This window comes from Staphylococcus sp. GDY8P47P (assembly GCF_016892225.1).
GTDB classification, from domain to species: Bacteria; Bacillota; Bacilli; order Staphylococcales; family Staphylococcaceae; genus Staphylococcus; species Staphylococcus borealis.
Genome location: NZ_JAFENV010000005.1, coordinates 70,200 through 94,822, shown reverse-complemented (window position 1 = coordinate 94,822; position 24,623 = coordinate 70,200). Strand labels below are relative to the sequence as shown.

Here is a 24,623-nt window from a genome sequence, read left to right as displayed (position 1 = left end):
TGAGTGGAATGATTAGCAAGGAGAATAGTATGGTGTATTTAAAATCAATTGATGCCATAGGTTTTAAATCATTTGCAGATCACACAGATGTCCAATTTGATAAAGGTGTGACAGCAATAGTTGGGCCTAATGGTAGCGGCAAGAGTAACATTACCGATGCTATCAAATGGGTATTAGGTGAACAGTCCGCAAAATCATTACGTGGCTCTAAAATGGAAGATATTATCTTTTCAGGAGCTGAACATCGAAATGCTCAGAATTATGCAGAAGTACAATTGAAACTTGATAATAAAGCCAGAAAATTACAAGTTGATTCAGATGATATTGTCGTGACGCGTCGCTTGTACCGCAGTGGTGAGAGTGAATATTATCTTAATAATGATAAAGCACGCTTAAGAGATATTACTGAATTGTTTTTGGATTCTGGTTTGGGAAAAGAAGCATTTAGCATTATATCTCAAGGTAGAGTTGATGAAATTTTAAACGCTAAACCGATTGATCGTCGTCAAATTCTTGAAGAATCTGCTGGCGTATTAAAATACAAAAAACGAAAAGCTGAATCACTACAAAAATTAGACCAAACAGAAGACAATCTTACACGAGTTGAAGATATCTTATATGACTTGGAAGGGCGCGTAGAACCATTAAAAGCAGAAGCGTCTAGCGCAAAAGAATATTTGAAACTCTCTGAAGAAATGAAACAAAGCGATGTCATTGTTACTGTACATGATATCGATCAGTATTCGGAAGATAATCGTGAATTAGACGTCAAACTTAATGACCTAAAAAGCCAACAAGCAGATAAAGAGGCGAAACAAGCACAAATAAATCAATATATTCAAAAGCAAAAGTCTCAACGTCAACATATTGATAATGATATTGAACAATTGAATTATGATTTAATTAAAGCTACAGAAGCATATGAGAAGTTTACAGGTCAATTAAATGTCTTAGAAGAAAGAAAACGTAATCAATCAGAAACGAATGCGCGCTTTGAAGAAGAATTAGATAATTTAAATCACGAATTTAAGAACGCTCAAGATGAAAAAAATGAGATTACGCAACAAATTGAGACGTTAAAAGAAAAACAGAAAACGTTAAATAATGATATTCATGAACTAGAATCACAACTTTACGTTTCTGATGAACAACATGATGAAAAACTCGAATCTATTAAAAATGAATACTATGAATTAATGTCTGAACAATCAGATGTCAATAATGACATTCGTTTCTTAGAGCATACCATTAAAGAAAATGAAGCTAAGAAATCACGCTTAGATTCACGTTTAGTTGAAGCATTTAATCAACTCAAGGCGTTACAAAGCGAAATTGCCTCTACAGAACAACATCATCAAGCTACAATTAAACAATTGAGCAATATTGAAGACCAAATAAGTCGAATAGAGCAACAATTATCAAAAGCGAAACAAATTCAAACTGAATACGAAGATAAATTGTATCAAGCATATCGTTATACGGATAAAATGAGAGCTCGAATTGAAAGTTTGGAAACACAAGAGGAAGACTATACGTACTTCTTTAATGGCGTTAAGCATGTGTTAAAAGCTAAAAACGATAGCTTACAAGGTATTCATGGTGCAGTTGCAGAAGTGATTTCTGTACCATCAGAATTGACACAGGCAATTGAGACCGCATTAGGCGCTTCATTGCAACATATCATCGTTGACGACGAAAAAGATGGTCGCCAAGCAATCCAATTCTTAAAGCAAAAAGGACTTGGTAGAGCAACATTTTTACCATTAAATGTTATTAAATCAAGACAGCTATCTCATCATATTCGTCAAATTGCTGAAAGTACAGCAGGTTATATTAATGTTGCTTCTGATGCAATTACAGTGAATGCGCAATATCAAGCCGTAGTTGAAAATTTAATTGGTACGACGATTATTGTAGATAATCTAAAGCATGCGAATGAACTGGCGAGAGCGATTCAATATAAAACACGTATCGTTACTTTAGAAGGCGATATTGTTAATCCAGGTGGTTCTATGACTGGTGGTGGTGCGCGTAAGACGAAGAGCATTTTATCACAAAAAGATGAACTGACTACAATGCGTGACCAATTAAAAAATTATGAATCGCAAACTAAAGATTTTGAAAAACAATTGCAAAATCAAAAAGATGACGTCGAGCAATTAAGTGAAACGTATTTTAATTTGAGTCAACAATATAATGAAGTGAAAGAACAATCACATAACGAAGCGTTAGCATTAGACCGTCTTAAAACACAAGAAGCACATATTAAAGATGAGCATGAAGAATTTGAGTTTGAAAAGAATGACGGATACCAAAGTGAAAATAGTCGTGTTACTTTAAATGAAAAACAAGCACGTTTATCTATTATTCAAGGTAAGTTAAAACAACTTGAAACGGACATTGAACGTTATACGCAATTATCTAAGGAAGGTAAAGAGACGACTACGCAAGTACAACAGCAATTAAACCAAAAACGCTCTGATTTAGCAGTTATTAAAGAACGAATACATGCACAAAAAGGGGCATTAACCCGTACAGATAAACAGATTGCAACGATTCATCAACAGTTAACGAACGTTGAAGACAAGATTAAACTCTTTAATTCTGATGAAATGATGGGTGATCAAGCATTTGATAAATTACAACAAGAGATTAAATCTAAGGAAAATTCACGACAATCAATTACTAATCAATTAAAAGATTTGAAAAAGCAACGTGTAGATGTCAATGAAGATGTGGAAATACATGAAGCACAGTTACAAGAATGCCATCAAGATTTATTATCGATAGAAAGTTTCTATCAAGATATCAAAGCGCAACAATCTAAATTAGATGTATTAATTCATCATGCCATTGATCATTTAAATGATGAATATCAATTAACAGTCGAACGTGCCAGAGATGAATTCTTCTCGGAAACACCAATTGAGTCGCTAAGAAAGAAAGTTAAATTAACTAAAATGTCAATCGATGAATTAGGCCCTGTTAATATTAATGCGATTGAACAATTTGAAGAGTTAAATGAGCGCTATACTTTCTTAGATGAACAACGCACAGACTTGCGTGAAGCGAAACAGACACTTGAGCAAATTATTAATGAGATGGATCAAGAAGTGAAGGGTCGTTTTAAAGAGACATTTTTACAGGTTCAATCTCATTTTACGACAGTATTTCAGTCGTTATTTGGTGGAGGACATGCTAAATTAGAATTAACAGATGATGATTATTTATCAGCTGGTGTCGATATTATTGTTCAACCGCCAGGCAAAAAATTACAACACTTGTCGTTGTTAAGTGGTGGTGAACGTGCCTTATGTGCAATTGCATTGCTATTTGCTATCTTGAAAGTACGATCTGCACCATTTGTTATACTGGATGAAGTAGAAGCGGCACTTGATGAAGCAAATGTCATTCGATACGCACAATTTCTAAAAGAGTTATCAATGCAAACTCAATTTATTGTGATTACGCATCGAAAAGGGACAATGGAATATTCAGATCGTTTGTATGGTGTGACAATGCAAGAATCAGGGGTTTCAAAATTAGTAAGTGTTAACTTAAATACTATTGATGAGGTCATGAAGGAGGAACAAGCATGAGTTTCTTTAAACGTTTAAAAGATAAATTTTCTACGAAATCAACGGAAGATATAGAACAAGAATTATCACAAGATGAAAGTGAGCAGAGTAGCACACCACGTGATGATAATGAAGAAGTATCACAACCGGCACCTAAGAAGAAACCACGTAAGTTAAGTGAAGCAGATTTTGATGATGATGGTTTAATCTCGATTGAAGATTTTGAAGAAATTGAAGCACAAAAAATGGGTGCTAAGTTTAAAGCAGGTCTTGAAAAATCACGTCAGAACTTCCAAGAACAACTTAATAATTTAATTGCGCGTTATAGAACGGTTGATGAAGATTTCTTCGAAGCACTTGAAGAAATGTTAATTACTGCCGACGTTGGTTTCAACACAGTGATGCAATTAACAGAAGAATTACGTACGGAGGCACAACGTCGTAATATTAAGGAAACGGAAGATTTACGTGAAGTCATTGTCGAAAAGATTGTTGAAATATACCATCAAGAAGACGACCAATCTGAAGCTATGAATCTTGAAGATGGCCGATTAAACGTCATTTTAATGGTTGGTGTAAACGGCGTAGGTAAAACAACTACTATCGGTAAACTTGCACATAGATATAAAATGGAAGGCAAAAAAGTAATGCTTGCAGCTGGAGATACATTCAGAGCTGGTGCTATTGATCAATTACAAGTGTGGGGTGACCGAGTAGGTGTTGAAGTTATACGCCAAAGTGAGGGATCTGACCCTGCAGCAGTTGTTTATGATGCAATTAATGCGGCTAAAAATAAAGGCGTCGATATTTTAATTTGTGATACTGCAGGACGTTTACAAAATAAATCAAACCTAATGCAAGAATTAGATAAAATGAAACGTGTTATTAGCAGAGCTGTACCAGATGCACCTCATGAAGCTTTATTGTGTTTAGATGCAACAACAGGCCAAAACGCCTTATCTCAAGCACGTTCATTTAAAGAAGTTACAAACGTATCAGGTATCGTATTAACTAAATTGGATGGTACGGCTAAAGGTGGTATTGTGCTTGCAATTAGAAATGAACTTCATATCCCAGTTAAATATGTAGGCTTAGGTGAAAAACTTGACGACTTGCAACCATTTAACCCAGAAAGCTACGTTTATGGATTATTTGCAGATATGATAGAACAAAATGAAGATATTCCAGATGAAGTTGCTGAATTAGATTTTAATAACGAGGATCATCCACATGGGGAAAAATGATTTAGTTAAAACATTACGAATGAATTATTTGTTTGATTTCTATCAAACGTTATTAACTGATAAGCAAAGAAATTATTTAGAGCTATTCTATTTAAAAGACTATTCATTAAGTGAAATTGCAGAGACATTTGATGTGAGTAGACAAGCAGTTTATGATAATATAAGAAGAACTGGCGATTTAGTTGAAGATTATGAATCTAAGTTGAATTTATATGAAAAATTCGAACAACGTCGTAACATTTATGAAGCAATGAAACAATCTTTAAATGATGCTACAGCGTTAGAACAATATATTAATCAATTAGAAGAATTAGAATAAACAGATATATAAAGGAGGGCATTTGGTATGGCATTTGAAGGATTATCCGATCGCTTACAAGCTACGATGCAAAGAATGCGTGGTAAGGGTAAAGTCACAGAAGCTGATATTAAAGCTATGATGAGAGAAGTACGATTAGCATTATTAGAAGCCGATGTAAACTTTAAAGTAGTTAAAGAATTTGTGAAAACTGTGTCAGAACGTGCCTTAGGATCAGATGTAATGCAATCATTAACACCTGGTCAACAAGTCATTAAAATTGTACAAGACGAATTAACACAATTAATGGGTGGCGAAAACGCAACGATTAAAATGGCGAACAAGCCACCAACTGTTGTGATGATGGTTGGTTTACAAGGTGCAGGTAAAACGACTACTGCCGGTAAATTAGCATTATTAATGCGTAAAAAATACAATAAAAAACCTATGTTAGTAGCTGCAGATATTTATCGTCCAGCTGCAATTAATCAATTACAAACTGTAGGTAAACAACTTGATGTTCCTGTGTATAGTGAAGGTGATCAAGTCAAACCACAACAAATCGTGGAAAACGCATTAAAGCACGCTAAAGAAGAACATTTAGATTTTGTAATCATTGATACAGCAGGTCGTTTGCATATTGATGAAGCATTGATGAATGAATTACAAGAAGTTAAAGAAATTTCTAAACCAAATGAAATTATGTTGGTTGTGGATGCAATGACTGGTCAAGACGCAGTTAATGTTGCACAATCATTCGATGATCAATTAGATGTGACTGCCGTTACATTGACTAAATTAGATGGCGATACGCGTGGTGGTGCAGCGTTATCAATTCGTTCAGTAACACAAAAGCCAATTAAGTTTGTTGGTATGAGTGAGAAGATGGATGGACTTGAACTCTTCCACCCAGAGCGAATGGCTTCTCGTATACTTGGTATGGGCGATGTACTAAGTCTTATCGAAAAGGCACAACAAGATGTTGACCAAGAAAAAGCTAAAGACTTAGAACAAAAAATGCGTAATTCAACATTTACATTGGATGATTTTCTTGAACAATTGGATCAAGTTAAAAACCTTGGCCCACTGGATGATATTATGAAAATGATTCCTGGAATGAACAAAATGAAAGGCATGGATAAGCTTAATATGGATGAAAAACAAATTGACCATATTAAGGCGATTATCCAGTCTATGACACCAAGTGAAAGAGAAAATCCAGCAGTCTTAAATGTTTCTAGAAAAAAACGTATTGCTAAAGGTTCAGGTCGTTCATTACAAGAAGTGAATCGCTTAATGAAGCAATTTAATGATATGAAGAAAATGATGAAACAATTTAGTGGTGTTGGTCGTAAAGGTAAAAAAGGTAAACGAAGTCAAATGGAAAATATGTTAAAAGGCATGAACTTACCATTTTAATGATTTAAAAATATCGGACGCTTTTTGATAAGCGCTCGATATTTTTATGTCGGTTTATTTCATAAACCCAGATAAAGGAACACCATAGCTAAAGTTAGTGCGTAAGTCCCACTAACTAAATAAATTTAGAAGTGGGGCTTTAGGTAAAGAAAAAAGTCTTTACAAATAATCAAGTTACTGTTAATATTATTTCTTGTAGAAAATAAAAAGTAAAAGATTTAAAGGAGAGTTTTATATATGGCAGTTAAAATTCGTTTAACTCGTTTAGGTTCAAAAAGAAATCCATTCTATCGTATCGTAGTTGCAGACGCACGTTCACCACGTGATGGTCGTATTATCGAACAAATCGGTACTTACAACCCAGCTAGTGTTAATGCTCCAGAAGTTAAAATTGACGAAGAATTAGCATTAAAATGGTTAAAAGACGGTGCTAAACCAACTGATACAGTTCATAATATCTTATCTAAACAAGGTATTTTAAAAACTTTTGATGAACAAAAACACGCTAAATAATTTAGCTTAAACTTTAATATAAAGTTTCTTAAGGCGCCATTACGTGGCGCCTTTTTCAATACTGAAATATTCATGTTAATATGAAAGAAATAAATTAATGTATTAAGAGAGGTGCGACTATGCAAGTTGAAGTGGGTCAAATTGTAAACACTCACGGTATTAAAGGTGAAGTCAAAGTCAAATCGAATTCTGACTTTACAGAAACGCGTTTTCAACCTGGTGAAGTATTAACCGTAAAACATAATAACAATGAAATTCAATTAACTGTCACATCGTATCGTGTACACAAAGGATTTCATATGCTTAAATTTAAAGACATTAATAACATTAATGAAGTTGAACAGTATAAAGGTGACTTCTTATATCAAGAACGCGATCACGAAGATATTGAATTAGCAGAGAATGAGTTTTACTATTCAGATATTATAGGATGCACCGTGTTTGATGATGAAGAGACGCCTATTGGGCGAGTCATCAATATTTTTGAAACTGGCGCAAATGATGTTTGGGTCGTTAAAGGTGATAAAGAATACCTAATTCCTTATATAGCTGATGTTGTTAAGGCCATTGACATTGAAAATAAAACAATCCACATAACACCTATGGAAGGGTTGTTAGACTAATGAAAATTGACTATTTAACTTTATTTCCAGAGATGTTTGATGGCGTACTCAATTACTCCATTTTAAAACGAGCACAAGATAAAGAAATTATTAGTGTAAATACAATTAATTTCAGAGATTACGCTATCAATAAACATAATCAAGTAGATGATTATCCATTTGGTGGTGGGCAAGGTATGGTATTAAAGCCAGAGCCGGTTTTCAATGCTATGAAAGACTTGCAACGCACTGAAGAGACGCGTGTGATTTTAATGTGTCCTCAAGGTAGACCATTCTCTCAAAGTATTGCACAAGAGCTAAGTGAAGCAGAACATATTGTATTTATTTGCGGACATTATGAAGGTTATGATGAACGTATCAGAGAACATCTTGTGACAGATGAAATTTCAATGGGAGATTATGTGTTAACTGGAGGCGAATTGCCTGCCATGACGATGACAGATGCAATTGTACGATTAATTCCTGGCGTATTAGGTAATCAACAGTCGCACCAAGATGATTCTTTTTCAGATGGACTTCTAGAGTTTCCACAATATACACGCCCTAGAGTATTTGAGGATATGACTGTTCCAGATGTATTGTTGTCAGGTAATCATGCAAATATCGAACAATGGCGACATGAACAAAAATTAATTCGGACGTTTAATAAGCGACCGGACTTACTTGATCATTATCCTCTAACAGAAGAAGATAAAAAAATAATAGAAAGCTATAAAAAGCAATTGAAAAACTAGTAGTATTATGCTAATATATATCAAGTGTGAAAAGACACTAAATATCACTATGGTCCGCTGCTATATGAATGTCTAGGCAAGAACATAGGTTGAAGGAGAGTATATCAATGAGTAATCATAAGTTAATCGAAGCAGTTACTAAATCACAATTACGTACAGACTTACCAACATTCCGTACTGGTGACACTTTACGTGTACACGTACGTATCGTTGAGGGTTCACGTGAACGTATCCAAGTATTCGAAGGTGTTGTAATCAAACGCCGTGGTGGAGGAATTTCTGAAACTTTCACAGTTCGTAAAATTTCTTCAGGTGTAGGTGTGGAACGTACATTCCCATTACACACTCCAAAAATCGAAAAAATCGAAGTTAAACGTCGTGGTAAAGTACGTCGTGCTAAATTATACTACTTACGTAGTTTACGTGGTAAAGCTGCTAGAATCCAAGAAATTCGTTAATCAGCAAATTGAGTATATGAATAAGATAAAGGTTAGTTACAACGTTTGTCTTACTAACAAAGCTTCCAATCATCTTCTTTTTCAAGTTGAGATTGGAAGCTTTTATTTATTGTATTTAAAATTTTGAAGTCTGACCTTAGACGTAGTTGTTTATTTCAGTTTATTGTTTTCTTTTTACCCATAAGCTAAATAGTACGCTACCTATAACGCCGATGATACTTAAAATGATAAGTAGATAGAAATGCGGCGGGGTATAAGAGACTTTAATCACCTTATCACCTTTATTTACCGGTATTGCCGTCATAATACCATTTGCTTGTTGTACAGGTACATCTTTACCATCGACGTATGCATGCATGCCTTTTGCATATACAGTTGGTAGTACAACATAGCCTGATGCATTCTTGGGTTTATGAACAATATAACCATTTCTCATGCTTTTAACCTTCACAGGTGTAACGTCTTTAGACGCTTTTTGTAAAGTACTGTAATCTTCACCATAGATGCCTTTAACAGATAAACGATAATTACCTTTCGATAGTTGAATATTAAGTTTATTAGATGCTTTTACGCGCATTGTAACAGGAGTGACAAAACGTCGATATTTATAACTTAGATTATTTCGGCTTTGTGAATATTCGTTAACACCGACTGAATGCGCTTTGTCAGGCGACAGCAATTCGACATCCATTTCCACATACATATCTTTATATTGATTAGCGACTGATTTAGGTAAAGATAACGTAACACCACCATTATCCTTTTGCACAGTAAGATGGTTGTGATTGTGCCATGTTGAATCATTTGTCGACATGTTCGCTTTGTCTAACAAGTTTTGATTTGATTTAAATGAAGTATTCGCTTTCTCTGGCTGACCATTTAAGACGATGCCTTTTAACATTGCTTGCTCACGATCTAATGGTGACTTTAAGTCATTAGAATTATAAATTCGATTCGTCACATGAGCTGCTGGGTAGTCAATCGTATTTTCGGAGTGAATGAGCGTATCTTTACCATTCAAAATGGTATCTTTCTTTTTAAATCCGTAAGGCATATTTTGATCTTCAGGATGACGTAAACGATCTTGAACATTCCATAGCGCAGCTAAGTTCGCACGATTTCCTAAAAAGCGATACGTGCTATTTTTATCCACAGGCATATTGATTTGCATTAATTTATCATAATATTTCAATATATCGCCATCAAAAATGCTAGAATATAGCGATATACCATTATAGTGATAAATAAATGGTGAATTTAGTGCGTATGCTGACATATAATCGATACGGTGAAATGGGTCATTTTGATGCTGTTTGATCGTATCGATTTTTTTGGCAATTGTGTCATCAAAGTATGATGGATCATTTAAAGTATGGATTGTCGTTGCATATGGATCTATTGTTCTTTGTCTTGAATCATGTGTCATTACAATTTGCTGGCCGAAAAAGAGCACAATCAACGATAACATGATTATTGGTTGCTTAAGTAGAGATTTACGATAAATGAATAAACCTAATACAATGATGATAAATAATGCTATAGGCATCCAATCCACAAAATCATCGGCAATGATGTATCGGCACAATCCTGCAATAAATACAGGTATAGCAGCAACTAAATACTGTTTCATTGTTATTTCAGATAAGTGATGAATATATAACGCAATAAGTCCACTTGTAGATAACACTAAGAAATAAACCCAGCGACGTTGCGGTAAAGAGAATCCGTTAAAAGCACTATCAAAGTATTGTGATAATGAACCAATAAGTAAGAACCAAGTTATAATCGCAAAAACTTTATAGTAGTAGTGTTTATATAATTTAGGCGTTAACAATGCCACGAGTGCGACAAGTGAAATTGTGACATAGAAACCATTTGAAAATATGTAATAATTATTTTTTGTTAAATCAGTAAACAAAGAAATATTAAATTCTGAATTTTGTTGACGATCATTAGTTAAGAATGATGATACACCAGTGTAAAATCCTAATATACTTGATAAAAGCGCAAACATAGCACCAATAATTAATAAGTAACATTTCTGCCAGCGTGATACGATATCATAGCGATATTGAAACACAACTCGCAAAATGAAATAAATACCTAACACAATGGCTTGATAATAAGTAAAATAGAAATTTGAAAAGAGTGTAATCGCTACTGCAAAAATAAACAAACCAATCTTCTTACGTTGGAAAAAGCGTTCCATTCCCCATAAAGATAATGGTAATACAATTAATAGGTCACCATAAAATGACCATGTGAAATTGTAATATAATACGACTGTTGATGCACCATATAGTAGTGTTGCTATTAATAGAGGTACAGATTTTAATCTTAAATATCTAAAATAATAAAATGCACAAATAAAAGTGATTATCGTACGGACATAAGCTACAATGAGTTGGTTTGTTGGCCAAAAGCGGATATTGTGCGGTTGCCAATGAAATAATTGCTCGCCAATCCATACAAAAATAAAATTGACCCACATGATGGGGGATAGGGAATAATAGTATGCTAAACCTTTTACATAATCCCCACCCAGTCCAAATGAGTGATCGTAAAATCCTTTTAAGTGTGTGTAATGTTCATATAAATATAATTGAAATGGCATCATTTGTCTAAAGCCATCGCCAGATCCACTAAACACTACACCATCTTTAAGATAATCACGTATAAATGGATAATAAATCGTTAGTGTTACGACATTAGCTATGATAAAAATAAAACCAAATCTCCATAAAGGTTTCGACCATATTTTTTTAATCAATTTACTTCCTCATCTTTCGTTTTTTTAAATTATAATTTTTAATAAATATAGCACTTAAAAGCATGCTTATGAGTGATGTGATAATCATAGTATTCCAGTAAGGTGGTTGATATTTGATGACAATCTGCTTAGCATTTTTATTGACTGAAACACCAGTCATCATATAATTAACTTTCTGAACTTTGGCAGGTGCACCATCTACGTACGCATGCATACCTTTACGGTAAGGAATATTAATGGCAGCAATACCACCATCATGATGATTGAGATTGACTTGAACACCATTTTTAATATCCTTATAACCAGCACTAAAATGAGCATCCCTATGTGCCTTTTTAAGCGTATCATAATTCTCGCCATTTAATTGTTGTAATTCGATATAAAATTCGCCATCAGGTGAAAGGGTTATCGTAATATCACCATTTTTATCTGATTGCGCTCGATAAAGTTGCGTATCTACCCCTGTACGATAAGTAGAGTTGTTAAACAAGCGATGATTTGCATAATTATTAATCGCAACTGTGTAATTACTATCAGGATTGCCTCGCTTAATCTTCATAGTTAAATAAAAGTCATCGTATTTATCACGTAAATGTTTCGGTAAATGTAGTTTTATTGTGCCACCTTGTTCACCGGTAACTTTATAGCGATGTTTACCATTAAGTTTAATATTCTGATGTTGCATATCGACTTTCGATAATAAATTTGGCGACGATGATTTATAAGACGTACCTTTATTATCCATTACGACACCGTTCAACATTGCATGTTCTCGATCGATAGCTGTGTTTAAAGATTTAGAATCATAGATGTTATTTGTTACTTTTACGCTTGGTAAGTTAAGTGAATTTTCATATATAGTGTATTGTCCACTTGTTTTAATTTTTTTAAAATAAGCAGGCAAATTGCCTTGGTAATCTTTCAACATCATATAGCGTACCGAGAAAAGGCTTGCGATATTTTGTCGACCATTCGTTGATTGATAGCGACTTAACGACTCTTCGGCAAGATTGATTTTAAGGGCATCATAATAGTAATCCAGAATATGATGATGGAAGATGCTAGAATACAAACTCAATCCCTTAAAGTGTTGATACATCGGTGTATTATCCTGTTCATTTACACGCCAATCAATACGTTCATCTTCCCGTTTACTGTTATTCATTATATTGACTAAAGAACGTTGTAAATCTGAACTATATAAACTTGAGTTAATATAAAACGTATTCGCACGTTCTTCATGATCTTTAAAATAAATTTGATTTTTAATAAAGACGAAAGAAACCATTATATTAAGTAAGAGAATAGATATTCCAAAAATATAACTTAAATTAATACGGTAATGTCTGTCTTTTAAAATTAAAATAAGTAAACCTATAATTGAAACGATTGGCACAAGGATAAGCCAAGCTACAAATTTATGATACGTAATCGCACTGGCGAAAATGATGAGTTCAGCAATAATATTACTAAATACGTAAGTTTTAATTTTTAATGTTCTAAAATATTTAATGAATAACCCAATTAACATTGCTGAATTGAATGAAAGTATAAAATGCCAGCGTTTTTGTGGTGCGGAAAATCCATTAAACACCTGATCAATAAATGGCACAAAGCTGAGTAAGATAAACACTAGTGTTAACATGGCGAATAAGCGATAGTAGTAATGTTTATAAAGCTTAAAGCACAATAGCGCTTGAATTGTTAAGAAGAGTAACACAATTAAATAGTTATCAAAGAAGATATTTGTGTTAATATTCAGCTTTTCAAAGGTATCCACCGTTCCAGAGAAGGGGACACGACGATTGTTTAGGAAGCTTTGAACACCATGGAAAAACATAAATAAACTGTTACCTAATCCTAAAATAGCACTAATTACAAATAATATTATCGCTTTACCGCGTGAAATAATATCTTTTGAATGTCTAAAGATGATACGAATAAGTATGTAACCTGCACCTATTAGACAAAGGTAATATGCAAAATAGAAATTATTTATCATGATCAGTGTGACTGTAACAATGAAAAGACCCAATTTCTGTTTTTGAAGCACGCGTTCAATCGAGAGCAAGAGTAACGGCAACCAAATGAAGACATCACTAAAGAATGGCCAATACACTGTAAAGCGATAATATAGTGGCGACATGACAAATAAAAACGCCATGATAAGACTTATCCACGTATTACGTGATAAGTATTTGCTATAAAGATAGGTACAATACATTGCAATTGTAGCTTTAATTATAGAGATAACGAGTGCATTTACCATCCAAAATAGTAAGCCTTGTGTGTTTATATGTATAATCGTTTTTAATAGTATGATACATAGAACATTGATAATAAATAGGATGTTCGTTGAAAAGTAATAACTTAAATCAGTGAAAAAGTCTCCACCTAATCCAAAATCAGAAGCATAAAAGAGGTTACCGTGACTCCACTTTTCAAATAAAAACATCTGAATCGGTACCATCTGTTCAATACCATCATTTGGACCTGTAAATAATATACCGTCATGAATGAAGCGGTAAATAATATAGCTATGTCCTAAGAGTGACAAAGTAAAAAATATACCTATATATATAAATATTTTCTTCATAACTTACCTCTAATAATCGGATTGAAATTTAAATAGTACATTTAAATTGTAGGGGATAGTTCATATGAATAAAAGTAATTATGCTTTTTACCATGATTCCTTTTATTGCACTTTCTCGTTTTAAATGATGAATGCTAAAATAAAGGGTGAACCAATTAAACAGTGGCTCTTATTTATAATTTCAATTATAATCAACAAGTTAAAGTAAAATATAAAGAAAGTAAGGTGACAATCAATGGCAATACAATGGTATCCAGGACATATGGCAAAAGCTAAAAGAGAAGTTACAGAACAACTGAAGAAAGTAGACGTTGTATTTGAATTAGTTGATGCACGAATTCCATATAGTTCTCGTAATCCAATGATTGATGAAGTAATTAAACAGAAACCACGTGTGGTTATTCTCAATAAAAAAGATATGGCTAATTTAAATGAGATGCAGAAATGGGAAAGCTTCTTTATAGATAAAGGATATTATCCTGTTGCAGTAGATGCAAAACATGGTAAAAATTTAAAGGGCGTCGAAACTGCGGCGATTGCTGCAACAAAAGAAAAATTTGAGCGTGAGAAAGCTAAAGGTCTTAAACCAAGGGCCATCAGAGCTATGATTGTGGGGATACCTAACGTGGGTAAATCGACATTAATTAATAAATTAGCAAGAAAGAATATTGCTCAAACTGGTAATAAACCTGGTGTGACAAAACAACAACAATGGATTAAAGTAGGACAGTCGCTACAATTGTTAGATACACCTGGTATCTTATGGCCTAAATTTGAAGATGAAACGGTTGGTAAGAAATTAAGTCTAACGGGTGCGATTAAAGATAGCATCGTACATTTAGATGAAGTTGCAATCTATGGTCTACAATTTTTAATTCATCATGATTTAGATGGATTTAAACAACATTATAAAATTGATGTACCTGCAGATGCCGAAATATTAGAATGGTTTGATGCGATTGGTCGTCGACGCGGTCTTTTACAAAGAGGAAATGAAGTGGATTATGAAGCGGTTATTGAACTTATCATAAACGATGTACGCAATGCTAAAATTGGTACATATTGTTTCGACTTATATTCAGAAATGAAGTGTGAATTAGAAAATGACACAGACAATAAATGAAATTAAACGTATATTAGCTGACATACATTCATTAGATGAATTAGAGCAGCATGAATTCAACCAAGACACCCGTAAAGGTGTACACCAAGCTATATCAAGACGTCGTAAACAACTGCTTAAAGAACAAGACATTGTCGACCACTATTATCAAATGAATCAATTTGAGGATGCGTTGTTAGCTACCCATCCCGAAGCATTAATCTGTGGGATTGACGAAGTGGGTCGCGGTCCGCTTGCAGGGCCCGTGGTTGCATGTGCGGTTATATTAAATCAAGGTCATCGCTATTTAGGTTTAGATGACTCTAAGAAAGTATCGGCGACTAAAAGACGAGTGCTTAATGCACAACTTAAAGTGGGTGTACTTGAATACGCCTATGGTATAGCAAGTCCTAAAGAAATTGATGAATTCAATATTTATAATGCAACTAAAATAGCAATGAATCGAGCTTTGACTCAACTGGTAAATCAGCCAGATCATTTACTCATAGATGCAATGGCTTTAGACACTCAAATCCCTCAAACATCGATTATTAAAGGTGACGCTAAGAGTGTATCAATTGCAGCAGCGAGTATAATGGCAAAAGAGTATCGAGATGATTTGATGAGAGAAATTGCTGAGGAATATCCAGGTTATGAATTTGAAAAAAATGTTGGTTATGGAACGAAAGCACACTTAGAAGGTTTAGATAACTATGGCGTTACGCCTCATCATCGACGTAGCTTCGAACCAATCAAATCTATGACGTAATTATTTGAATTTTAAATTAATTGCAAAAAGTAGAATACTTTCAGTTTACAATAGCGCTTTCATTTTCTATAATTATAACTGAACTTAACCTAAGAAGTAGGAGGATGGAAGATGAATATCCACGAGTATCAAGGTAAAGAAATATTTCGTTCTATGGGCGTAGCCGTTCCAGAAGGACGAGTTGCATTTACTGCTGAAGAAGCAGTGGAGAAGGCAAAAGAATTAGACACTGAGGTTTATGTGGTTAAAGCACAAATCCACGCTGGGGGTAGAGGTAAAGCAGGTGGAGTTAAAATTGCTAAATCATTATCTGAGGTTGAAACTTATGCCAATGAATTATTAGGTAAGCAATTAGTCACACATCAAACTGGACCTGAAGGTAAAGAAGTAAAACGTTTGTACATCGAACAAGGTTGCGATATTCAAAAAGAATATTACGTAGGTTTTGTTATTGATCGTGCAACTGACCGCATAACTTTAATGGCTTCAGAAGAAGGCGGTACTGAAATTGAAGAAGTTGCTGCTAAAACACCAGAAAAAATATTCAAAGAAACAATCGATCCAGTTGTTGGATTATCACCATATCAAGCGCGTCGTATTGCTTTCAATATTAATATTCCAAAAGAATCAATTAACAAAGCAGCGAAATTCTTAATTTCTCTATACAATGTATTTATTGAAAAAGACTGCTCAATCGTTGAAATTAACCCATTAGTTACTACTGGAGACGGTGACGTTTTAGCGTTAGATGCTAAAATTAATTTCGATGATAACGCATTATTTAGACATAAAGATATTCAAGAATTACGAGACTTAGAAGAAGAAGATCCGAAAGAAATCGAAGCATCTAAATATGACTTATCATACATTGCATTAGATGGAGATATTGGTTGTATGGTTAATGGTGCTGGTTTAGCTATGGCTACAATGGATACAATTAATCATTTTGGTGGAAATCCAGCTAACTTCCTAGACGTAGGGGGCGGTGCTACAAAAGAAAAAGTTACTGAAGCATTCAAAATCATCTTAGGTGACGACAATGTTAAAGGTATCTTTGTAAACATCTTCGGTGGAATCATGAAATGTGATGTTATCGCTGAAGGTATTGTGGCAGCAGTTAAAGAAGTTGAATTAACTTTACCACTAGTTGTCCGTTTAGAAGGAACAAATGTAGAACGCGGTAAAGAAATCTTAAATGAATCAGGTTTAGCAATTGAACCAGCAGCTACAATGGCTGAAGGTGCACAAAAAATTGTTAAGCTTGTTAAAGAAGCGTAAGGAAAGGATGGGAACACTAAGATGAGTGTATTTATAGATAAGAATACTAAAGTAATGGTACAAGGTATTACAGGGTCTACTGCCCTTTTCCATACAAAACAAATGCTTGATTATGGCACACAAATTGTCGCAGGGGTAACACCAGGTAAAGGTGGACAAGTTGTTGAAGGCGTGCCTGTTTATAACACTGTTGCTGAAGCTAAAGAAGAAACAGGTGCTAATGTATCTGTAGTTTATGTTCCAGCGCCATTTGCTGCGGACTCTATTTTAGAAGCTGCGGATGCAGATTTAGATATGGTAATTTGCATCACTGAACATATTCCTGTTGTAGACATGGTCAAAGTTAAACGTTATTTAGAAGGTAGAAAAACACGTTTAGTAGGACCTAACTGTCCAGGTGTTATTACTGCTGATGAATGTAAAATTGGTATTATGCCAGGCTATATTCATAAAAAAGGTCACGTTGGTGTTGTATCTCGTTCTGGTACATTAACATATGAAGCAGTTCATCAATTGACTGAAGAAGGTATTGGTCAAACTACAGCTGTAGGTATTGGTGGCGACCCAGTCAACGGTACAAACTTTATCGACGTGCTTAAAGCATTTAATGAAGATGAAGATACGAAAGCTGTAGTAATGATTGGTGAAATCGGTGGTACAGCGGAAGAAGAAGCTGCTGAATGGATTAAAGCTAATATGAATAAACCAGTTGTTGGATTTATTGGCGGTCAAACAGCGCCTCCAGGCAAACGTATGGGTCACGCTGGTGCAATCATCTCTGGTGGTAAAGGTACAGCAGCCGAAAAGATTAAAACATTAAATGATTGTGGTGTAAAAACTGCTGATACACCTTCTGAAATCGGTACAACATTAATCGAAGCAGCTAAAGACGCTGGTATCTATGAAGAATTATTAACAATTAAATAATGAGATTGTAAATCAATAAATGATCCACTATACTCCGTCCAAAGTATTATAACTTCTAAATACTTTGAACGGAGTTATTTTGTTTTAAAATACGTCTCTTTTTATAATAAATTTTCGAGAAATATATTTATTTTTTATTTAATAGTGATATTATATTTATAGTGTATGAATGATAGGGGAGAACAACATGAAACGACAACATTCAATAATAAGACCGCTTTGAATTTATGATTTGCACTGAAGACGTATCTTATATTAGGGCCATCATAAATGATTGGAAGTGGGTTTTAAATATGATTTTTACAAAGCTTAGCATAGAAGAATTTAATACATTCGTAGATCATCATTTTTCACATTATACACAGGTAAAAGATTTATATATTTATCGTAAGGAACGACATTTAGGTGCTCACCTTGTCGGAGTGAAGGAAAATAACACTGTTATTGCAGCATGTTTATTGACAGATGCTCGAGTGTTAAAGGCATTCAAATATTTTTATACACATCGTGGGCCAGTCATGGATTATTCTAATTTGTCATTAGTTGAATTTTTCTTTAAAAAATTAACACAATATGTACGTCGTCGAAGAGGCATTTTTATACAGGTTGATCCATATATAGTTGAGAATGTTAGAACTGCTGATGGCGACATAATTGAACACATTAATAACGATAACTGGTTTGAAGTAATGAATCGACTTGGTTATCAACATCAAGGATTTACTACTGGTTACTCAGGAATGAGTCAAATTAGATGGCATTCTATTTTAAATTTAAAAGATAAAAGCGAACAACAATTGTTAAAAGAGATGTCGTATCAAACGCGACGCAATATCTTAAAAACAATAGAAATGAATGTACAAATTAAAACATTGTCTATTGAAGATACGAATAGATTTTATAGATTATTTCACATGGCTGAAGAAAAACATGGTTTCCATTTTCAAGAAGAACCCTATTTTAGAAAGATGTTAGACACTTATGGAGACAATGCGTGTTTGAAACTAGCTTATATTGATTTAAATCATTATTTAAGAACCTTAAAGTCCAAAGCTAATGATTTAGAATGTGCGATGACTGAAATCAAACAAATGCTAGATGTCAATGTCAATTCAAAAAAGACAAAAGTGAAATATCAACAAATTAAACAGCAATTAGATAGCACGCATAATAAAATTAGAAATACTGAGCAGTTAATCATTACAGATGGTACATTATTAGATTTAGCAGCGGCATTATTTATTCATAATGCGCATGAAATGTATTATTTATCAAGTGGCTCAAATCCTAAATATAATGAATTTATGGGGGCATATCGATTACAATGGGATATGATATGTCACGCGAAACAACTAGGTATTCATCGGTACAATTTTTATGGAATTACTGGTGACTTTGGCAATGAAGCAGAAGATTATGGTGTGCAACAGTTTAAAAAAGGGTTTAATGCCTTTATTGAGGAATACGTAGGGGATTTTATTAAGCCAGTCAATAAATTTTTATACAAGCTATACCGAAAATGAGTAAAACTAATTGGGAACAACTAAATTAACGTCAACTTGAACCTTTCGTCTGCGGACACATGTAACATGATAACTTCAAAATAATCTGAGACTTTTAAGTTTCAGATTATTTTATTTGTTTTAATCTATATTGGATAGTTTACATAATTCAATGTAGAAATTACTCATTAAGTGTTAATGAATATTTGTGCTAAATTGTATTGTAATTGAAATGTGCACCAAGACATATTTATTCTATAATGTTATCAAAGGAGACGACTTCATGATTAACAACGATATGATACTTTTGAAATTGATATGGGCGGGATATACGACACAACATCTTCATCATTTATTAAGATTGTATCCTGACTTTTTTAGCTACTCTAATAATGACCAAATTGGCACAATTAAAATCTGGGACACTTTATATCACCAGGGCCATTGTTACAATAAATTCTATGATCTAGACGAGAAAGATATTCTATCATTTCTTAACCAATATAATATAAATTTTATAACAATATTTCATGGGAACTATCCTAAACTATTAAAAGAAATTTACGATTATCCATTTGTATTATTTTACCGCGGTAAGATTAACTTGCTAACATCGTTAAATACATTAGGCGTTGTAGGCTCAAGAAGCGCAACACAGTATTCTGCTAAAGCAATTCAATACTTATTTCCACAATTTACGCATATTCCTTTAACAATCATTTCTGGTTTGGCGAAAGGTGCCGATAGTATGGCGCATCAATTCGCGTTGAAATACCATCTTCCAACTATAGCTATCTTAGGTTATGGCCATTTACATCATTATCCCAAAGAAACTCAAGAATTACGCAATATAATTGAAGAAAAAGGATTAGTCATAAGTGAATATCCACCCTTTGAACGTATCAGACGCTATTACTTTCCGCAACGCAATCGATTGATAAGTGGTCTTTCTAAAGGTGTATTAATTACTGAAGCTCGGGTTAAGAGTGGTAGTCAAATTACTATTGATTGTGCACTAGAACAAAATAGAAATGTATACGTACTGCCAGGCTCACTTTTCAACCCATTAACGAAAGGGAATTTGAGACGTGCACAAGAAGGAGCGATGATTGTTACTAAAGCAGATGATATCACTTGTGATTATTAACATACATAAATATAGCCGTTTTATTGTATAAATAATGTACATTTATTTCTAATATATAGCTAAAAATATTATTAAAATAAGTTTAAAAAACACTTAAATAGAATTTAAATATTGACAAAATCAAAATTGACCGTTTATCATTTATCTTTAGTAATTGAAATAGCAAGGGGGAATTCACTTTGGCAGATAATTTAGTCATAGTTGAGTCGCCTGCAAAAGCTAAAACCATTGAAAAATATTTAGGTAAAAAGTATAAAGTGATAGCTTCTATGGGACACGTTAGAGATTTACCAAGAAGTCAAATGGGTGTCGATGTAGAAGATAATTTTGAACCGAAATATATTACAATTCGCGGTAAAGGACCAGTAGTAAAAGATTTAAAAAAATACGCTAAGAAAGCTAAAAATGTCTTTCTTGCGAGTGACCCTGACCGTGAAGGTGAAGCGATTGCTTGGCATTTATCAAAAATTTTAGAACTTGATGATACAAAAGAAAACAGAGTAGTATTTAATGAAATTACAAAAGATGCTGTAAAAGAAAGTTTCAAACACCCTCGTGGCATTGAAATGAATTTAGTAGATGCACAACAGGCACGCCGTATTTTAGATAGATTAGTTGGTTATAACATTTCACCAGTTTTATGGAAGAAAGTGAAAAAAGGACTTTCAGCAGGACGTGTTCAATCTGTTGCTTTAAGATTAGTTATCGATAGAGAAAACGAGATTCGTAACTTTAAGCCTGAAGAATATTGGTCTATAGAAGGTGAATTTAGATATAAAAAATCAAAATTTACTGCTAAGTTTCTTCATTATAAAAACAAACCATTTAAGTTAAAAACTAAAAAAGATGTTGAAAAAATCACAACTGAACTAGACAGCGATAAATTTGAAATAACAAATGTGAATAAAAAGGAAAAAACTAGAAATCCTGCTAATCCGTTTACAACATCAACATTACAACAAGAAGCCGCGCGTAAGTTGAACTTTAAAGCGCGAAAAACAATGATGCTTGCGCAACAATTATATGAAGGTATTGATCTAAAACGACAAGGCACAGTTGGATTAATCACATATATGCGAACGGACTCTACTCGTATTTCACAAACAGCAAAAGACGAAGCAAAAAAATATATTGAAGATAAGTATGGTAAAGATTATATTTCTAATCGAACAGCGAAAGGTAAACAAGGTGACCAAGATGCCCATGAGGCAATTCGTCCAACGAGTACTTTACGCACACCTGATGAAATGAAATCGTACTTAACGAGAGATCAGCATCGTTTATATAAATTGATTTGGGAACGTTTTGTGGCAAGTCAAATGGCACCAGCAATCCTAGACACGGTTGCTTTAGATGTTACTCAAAATAACATTAAATTTAGAGCGAACGGTCAAACAATTAAATTTAAAGGTTTCATGACACTTTATGTTGAGGCCAAAGACGATAAAGATAATGAAAAAGAAAACAAATTACCAAATTTAAGTAAAGGTGATGAAGTAACTGCGACGCAAATTGAGCCAGCACAACACTTCACACAACCACCGCCACGATATACAGAAGCACGTTTAGTCAAAACATTAGAAGAACTAAAAATCGGTAGACCATCAACTTACGCACCTACTATTGATACAATCCAAAAACGTAATTACGTCAAACTTGAAAGCAAACGATTTATTCCTACAGAATTAGGTGAAATCGTTTACGAACAAGTAAAGGACTATTTCCCTGAAATTATTGATGTGGAATTTACGGTTAATATGGAAACATTATTGGATAAAATTGCTGAAGGAGATATCGGGTGGAGAAAAGTAATTGATAACTTTTATGGAAGTTTCAAATTAGACGTTGAACGTGCTGAGGAAGAAATGGAAAAAGTTGAAATTAAAGATGAACCAGCCGGTGAAGATTGCGAAGTTTGTGGTTCGCCTATGGTAATTAAAATGGGACGCTATGGTAAATTCATGGCATGTTCAAACTTCCCAGATTGTAGAAATACGAAAGCGATTATTAAAACGATTGGTGTTACATGTCCTAAATGTAAAGATGGAGATGTTGTTGAAAGAAAATCTAAGAAAAATAGATTATTCTATGGTTGCTCAAATTATCCCGAATGTGATTTTATTTCTTGGGATAAACCTGTTGGCCGTGATTGTCCTAAGTGTAATCATTACTTAATGGAACATAAAAAAGGACGTAGCTCACAAGTTATATGTTCTAACTGTGATTACAAAGAAGAAGTTCAAAAATAGATAGAAATTAAAAGGAGGAAAACCATGAGTCAAACTGTAAATATTGTTGGCGCAGGCTTAGCTGGTTCAGAAGCTGCTTACCAATTAGCTCAACGAGGAATCAAGGTTAATTTGATTGAAATGCGTCCTGTTAAACAAACACCAGCGCATCATACTGATAAATTTGCAGAACTAGTATGTTCTAACTCACTTCGTGGTAATGCTTTAACAAATGGTGTAGGTGTACTAAAAGAAGAAATGAGACGATTAGACTCGTTAATTATTTCTGCTGCTGATAAAGCGAGAGTGCCTGCCGGTGGTGCATTAGCAGTTGATCGACATGATTTTTCTGGTTACATTACTGAAACTTTAAGAAATCATCCAAACGTTACAGTAATTAATGAAGAAATAAATAGTATTCCTGAAGGGTATACGATTATTGCTACGGGCCCATTAACTACTGAAAATTTAGCTAAAGAAATCGTAGACATAACTGGTAAAGATCAACTTTATTTTTATGATGCTGCCGCTCCAATAATAGAAAAAGAATCCATAGATATGGATAAAGTGTATTTGAAATCACGTTATGATAAAGGTGAAGCAGCTTATCTGAATTGTCCAATGACCGAAGAAGAATTCAATCGCTTTTATGATGCAGTACTTGAAGCAGAGGTTGCACCAACAAATGAATTCGAAAAAGAAAAATACTTTGAAGGATGTATGCCTTTTGAAGTAATGGCTGAACGTGGACGTAAAACATTATTATTTGGACCCATGAAACCAGTGGGACTTGAAGACCCAAAAACAGGCAAACGTCCATTTGCTGTTGTTCAATTAAGACAAGATGATGCTGCAGGCACGCTATATAATATTGTTGGTTTCCAAACACACTTAAAATGGGGTGCTCAAAAAGAAGTCATTCGCCTTATCCCTGGTTTAGAAAATGTAGATATCGTTCGATATGGTGTCATGCATCGAAATACTTTTATTAACTCTCCTGACGTGTTGAATGAAAAGTATGAATTGATTAAAGAAGATCGAATTCAATTTGCAGGTCAAATGACAGGTGTTGAAGGCTATGTTGAGAGTGCAGCAAGTGGCCTTGTTGCTGGCATCAATCTAGCTCATAAAATATTAGATAAAGGTGAAGTAATATTCCCAAGAGAAACAATGATAGGTAGTATGGCATATTACATCTCTCATGCCAAAAATGAAAAGAATTTCCAACCTATGAATGCTAATTTTGGTTTACTCCCATCACTTGAAAAACGTATCAAAGATAAAAAAGAACGTTACGAGGCACAAGCAAATAGAGCACTCGAATATTTAGAAAATTATAAGAAAACACTTTAAAAATAATATAAACTTTATAATTGATAGAAAATATGTCAATTCAAAGTTTTAAAGAATTCTCAAAAGATTTTGAATTCTATAGCT

18 protein-coding genes are annotated in these 24,623 nt (G+C 33.8%); 16 read left to right on the top strand and 2 right to left on the bottom strand.

Annotation, left to right across the window (positions count from 1 at the left end; translation table 11 throughout):
• Window positions 1-29: 29 nt before the first annotated feature.
• The 8 genes from smc to rplS all read left to right on the top strand — a co-directional run bounded on the left by smc (window position 30) and on the right by rplS (window position 8,867).
• Window positions 30-3,599, top strand: coding sequence for a chromosome segregation protein SMC (gene smc, locus JVV30_RS00460; protein ID WP_204192917.1), 3,570 nt, complete (start codon window positions 30-32; stop codon window positions 3,597-3,599).
• Window positions 3,596-4,822: a signal recognition particle-docking protein FtsY gene (gene ftsY, locus JVV30_RS00455; protein WP_053029258.1), complete on the top strand. Its 1,227-nt coding sequence runs from the start codon at window positions 3,596-3,598 to the stop codon at window positions 4,820-4,822. The genes smc and ftsY overlap by 4 nt, the downstream gene beginning before the upstream one ends.
• Entirely contained in the window at window positions 4,809-5,141 is a 333-nt protein-coding gene (locus JVV30_RS00450; RefSeq protein WP_053029260.1) for a putative DNA-binding protein, read from the top strand. Before ftsY ends, JVV30_RS00450 begins: the two co-directional genes overlap by 14 nt.
• 27 nt (window positions 5,142-5,168) lie before the next feature.
• Window positions 5,169-6,539, top strand: a complete 1,371-nt coding sequence (ffh, locus tag JVV30_RS00445; protein ID WP_204192915.1) for a signal recognition particle protein — start codon at window positions 5,169-5,171, stop codon at window positions 6,537-6,539.
• Between the two features lie 237 nt (window positions 6,540-6,776).
• Window positions 6,777-7,052 (top strand): 30S ribosomal protein S16, encoded by a 276-nt coding sequence (gene rpsP / locus JVV30_RS00440; RefSeq protein ID WP_011275962.1) that lies wholly within the window; start codon window positions 6,777-6,779, stop codon window positions 7,050-7,052.
• Window positions 7,053-7,171: 119 nt separating this feature from the next.
• Window positions 7,172-7,675 carry a ribosome maturation factor RimM gene (gene rimM / locus JVV30_RS00435; protein WP_070855509.1) on the top strand — a complete coding sequence of 168 codons (504 nt, stop codon included), beginning with the start codon at window positions 7,172-7,174 and terminating at the stop codon, window positions 7,673-7,675.
• A complete protein-coding gene (gene trmD, locus JVV30_RS00430) occupies window positions 7,675-8,409 on the top strand; it encodes a tRNA (guanosine(37)-N1)-methyltransferase TrmD (protein ID WP_070855511.1) in 735 nt (244 codons plus the stop codon). The genes rimM and trmD overlap by 1 nt, the downstream gene beginning before the upstream one ends.
• 107 nt (window positions 8,410-8,516) lie before the next feature.
• Window positions 8,517-8,867, top strand: coding sequence for a 50S ribosomal protein L19 (gene rplS / locus JVV30_RS00425; RefSeq protein ID WP_002448843.1), 351 nt, complete (start codon window positions 8,517-8,519; stop codon window positions 8,865-8,867).
• A 160-nt stretch (window positions 8,868-9,027) separates the two neighbouring features.
• Here rplS and JVV30_RS00420 read toward each other — a convergent pair whose 3' ends face one another.
• Both JVV30_RS00420 and JVV30_RS00415 read right to left on the bottom strand, forming a co-directional pair.
• Window positions 9,028-11,637, bottom strand: coding sequence for a YfhO family protein (locus tag JVV30_RS00420; RefSeq protein ID WP_204192914.1), 2,610 nt, complete (start codon window positions 11,635-11,637; stop codon window positions 9,028-9,030).
• A 1-nt stretch (window position 11,638) separates the two neighbouring features.
• Entirely contained in the window at window positions 11,639-14,233 is a 2,595-nt protein-coding gene (locus JVV30_RS00415) for a YfhO family protein (protein WP_070855514.1), read from the bottom strand.
• A gap of 235 nt (window positions 14,234-14,468) precedes the next feature.
• Here JVV30_RS00415 and ylqF point away from each other — a divergent pair, with 235 nt between their 5' ends.
• The 8 genes from ylqF (at window position 14,469) to trmFO (ending at window position 24,539) form a co-directional block, all read left to right on the top strand.
• Window positions 14,469-15,356, top strand: a complete 888-nt coding sequence (ylqF, locus tag JVV30_RS00410) for a ribosome biogenesis GTPase YlqF (RefSeq protein WP_053029272.1) — start codon at window positions 14,469-14,471, stop codon at window positions 15,354-15,356.
• The gene (locus JVV30_RS00405) at window positions 15,337-16,104 is read left to right on the top strand and encodes a ribonuclease HII (protein WP_070855515.1); all 768 of its coding nucleotides are present in this window, start codon (window positions 15,337-15,339) and stop codon (window positions 16,102-16,104) included. Before ylqF ends, JVV30_RS00405 begins: the two co-directional genes overlap by 20 nt.
• A gap of 111 nt (window positions 16,105-16,215) precedes the next feature.
• Complete coding sequence (sucC, locus tag JVV30_RS00400) at window positions 16,216-17,382, top strand: ADP-forming succinate--CoA ligase subunit beta (RefSeq protein ID WP_053029276.1); 1,167 nt, start codon at window positions 16,216-16,218, stop codon at window positions 17,380-17,382.
• Window positions 17,383-17,403: 21 nt separating this feature from the next.
• Window positions 17,404-18,309: a succinate--CoA ligase subunit alpha gene (gene sucD, locus JVV30_RS00395; protein WP_053029278.1), complete on the top strand. Its 906-nt coding sequence runs from the start codon at window positions 17,404-17,406 to the stop codon at window positions 18,307-18,309.
• 293 nt (window positions 18,310-18,602) lie between these two features.
• On the top strand, window positions 18,603-19,832 hold the full coding sequence (locus JVV30_RS00390) for an aminoacyltransferase (RefSeq protein WP_053029280.1): 1,230 nt from the start codon (window positions 18,603-18,605) through the stop codon (window positions 19,830-19,832).
• Between the two features lie 262 nt (window positions 19,833-20,094).
• On the top strand, window positions 20,095-20,958 hold the full coding sequence (gene dprA, locus JVV30_RS00385) for a DNA-processing protein DprA (protein WP_070855516.1): 864 nt from the start codon (window positions 20,095-20,097) through the stop codon (window positions 20,956-20,958).
• A 179-nt stretch (window positions 20,959-21,137) separates the two neighbouring features.
• Window positions 21,138-23,207 (top strand): type I DNA topoisomerase, encoded by a 2,070-nt coding sequence (gene topA, locus JVV30_RS00380; protein ID WP_070855518.1) that lies wholly within the window; start codon window positions 21,138-21,140, stop codon window positions 23,205-23,207.
• A 24-nt stretch (window positions 23,208-23,231) separates the two neighbouring features.
• Window positions 23,232-24,539, top strand: coding sequence for an FADH(2)-oxidizing methylenetetrahydrofolate--tRNA-(uracil(54)-C(5))-methyltransferase TrmFO (gene trmFO / locus JVV30_RS00375; protein WP_053029285.1), 1,308 nt, complete (start codon window positions 23,232-23,234; stop codon window positions 24,537-24,539).
• Window positions 24,540-24,623: the final 84 nt, after the last annotated feature.

Coding starts and splice junctions, on each gene's coding strand:
- smc (WP_204192917.1), top strand. CDS start 30: ATGGTGTATTTAAAATCAATTGATGCCATAGGTTTTAAATCATTTGCA.
- ftsY (WP_053029258.1), top strand. CDS start 3,596: ATGAGTTTCTTTAAACGTTTAAAAGATAAATTTTCTACGAAATCAACG.
- JVV30_RS00450 (WP_053029260.1), top strand. CDS start 4,809: ATGGGGAAAAATGATTTAGTTAAAACATTACGAATGAATTATTTGTTT.
- ffh (WP_204192915.1), top strand. CDS start 5,169: ATGGCATTTGAAGGATTATCCGATCGCTTACAAGCTACGATGCAAAGA.
- rpsP (WP_011275962.1), top strand. CDS start 6,777: ATGGCAGTTAAAATTCGTTTAACTCGTTTAGGTTCAAAAAGAAATCCA.
- rimM (WP_070855509.1), top strand. CDS start 7,172: ATGCAAGTTGAAGTGGGTCAAATTGTAAACACTCACGGTATTAAAGGT.
- trmD (WP_070855511.1), top strand. CDS start 7,675: ATGAAAATTGACTATTTAACTTTATTTCCAGAGATGTTTGATGGCGTA.
- rplS (WP_002448843.1), top strand. CDS start 8,517: ATGAGTAATCATAAGTTAATCGAAGCAGTTACTAAATCACAATTACGT.
- JVV30_RS00415 (WP_070855514.1), bottom strand. CDS start 14,233: ATGAAGAAAATATTTATATATATAGGTATATTTTTTACTTTGTCACTC.
- ylqF (WP_053029272.1), top strand. CDS start 14,469: ATGGCAATACAATGGTATCCAGGACATATGGCAAAAGCTAAAAGAGAA.
- JVV30_RS00405 (WP_070855515.1), top strand. CDS start 15,337: ATGACACAGACAATAAATGAAATTAAACGTATATTAGCTGACATACAT.
- sucC (WP_053029276.1), top strand. CDS start 16,216: ATGAATATCCACGAGTATCAAGGTAAAGAAATATTTCGTTCTATGGGC.
- sucD (WP_053029278.1), top strand. CDS start 17,404: ATGAGTGTATTTATAGATAAGAATACTAAAGTAATGGTACAAGGTATT.
- JVV30_RS00390 (WP_053029280.1), top strand. CDS start 18,603: ATGATTTTTACAAAGCTTAGCATAGAAGAATTTAATACATTCGTAGAT.
- dprA (WP_070855516.1), top strand. CDS start 20,095: ATGATTAACAACGATATGATACTTTTGAAATTGATATGGGCGGGATAT.
- trmFO (WP_053029285.1), top strand. CDS start 23,232: ATGAGTCAAACTGTAAATATTGTTGGCGCAGGCTTAGCTGGTTCAGAA.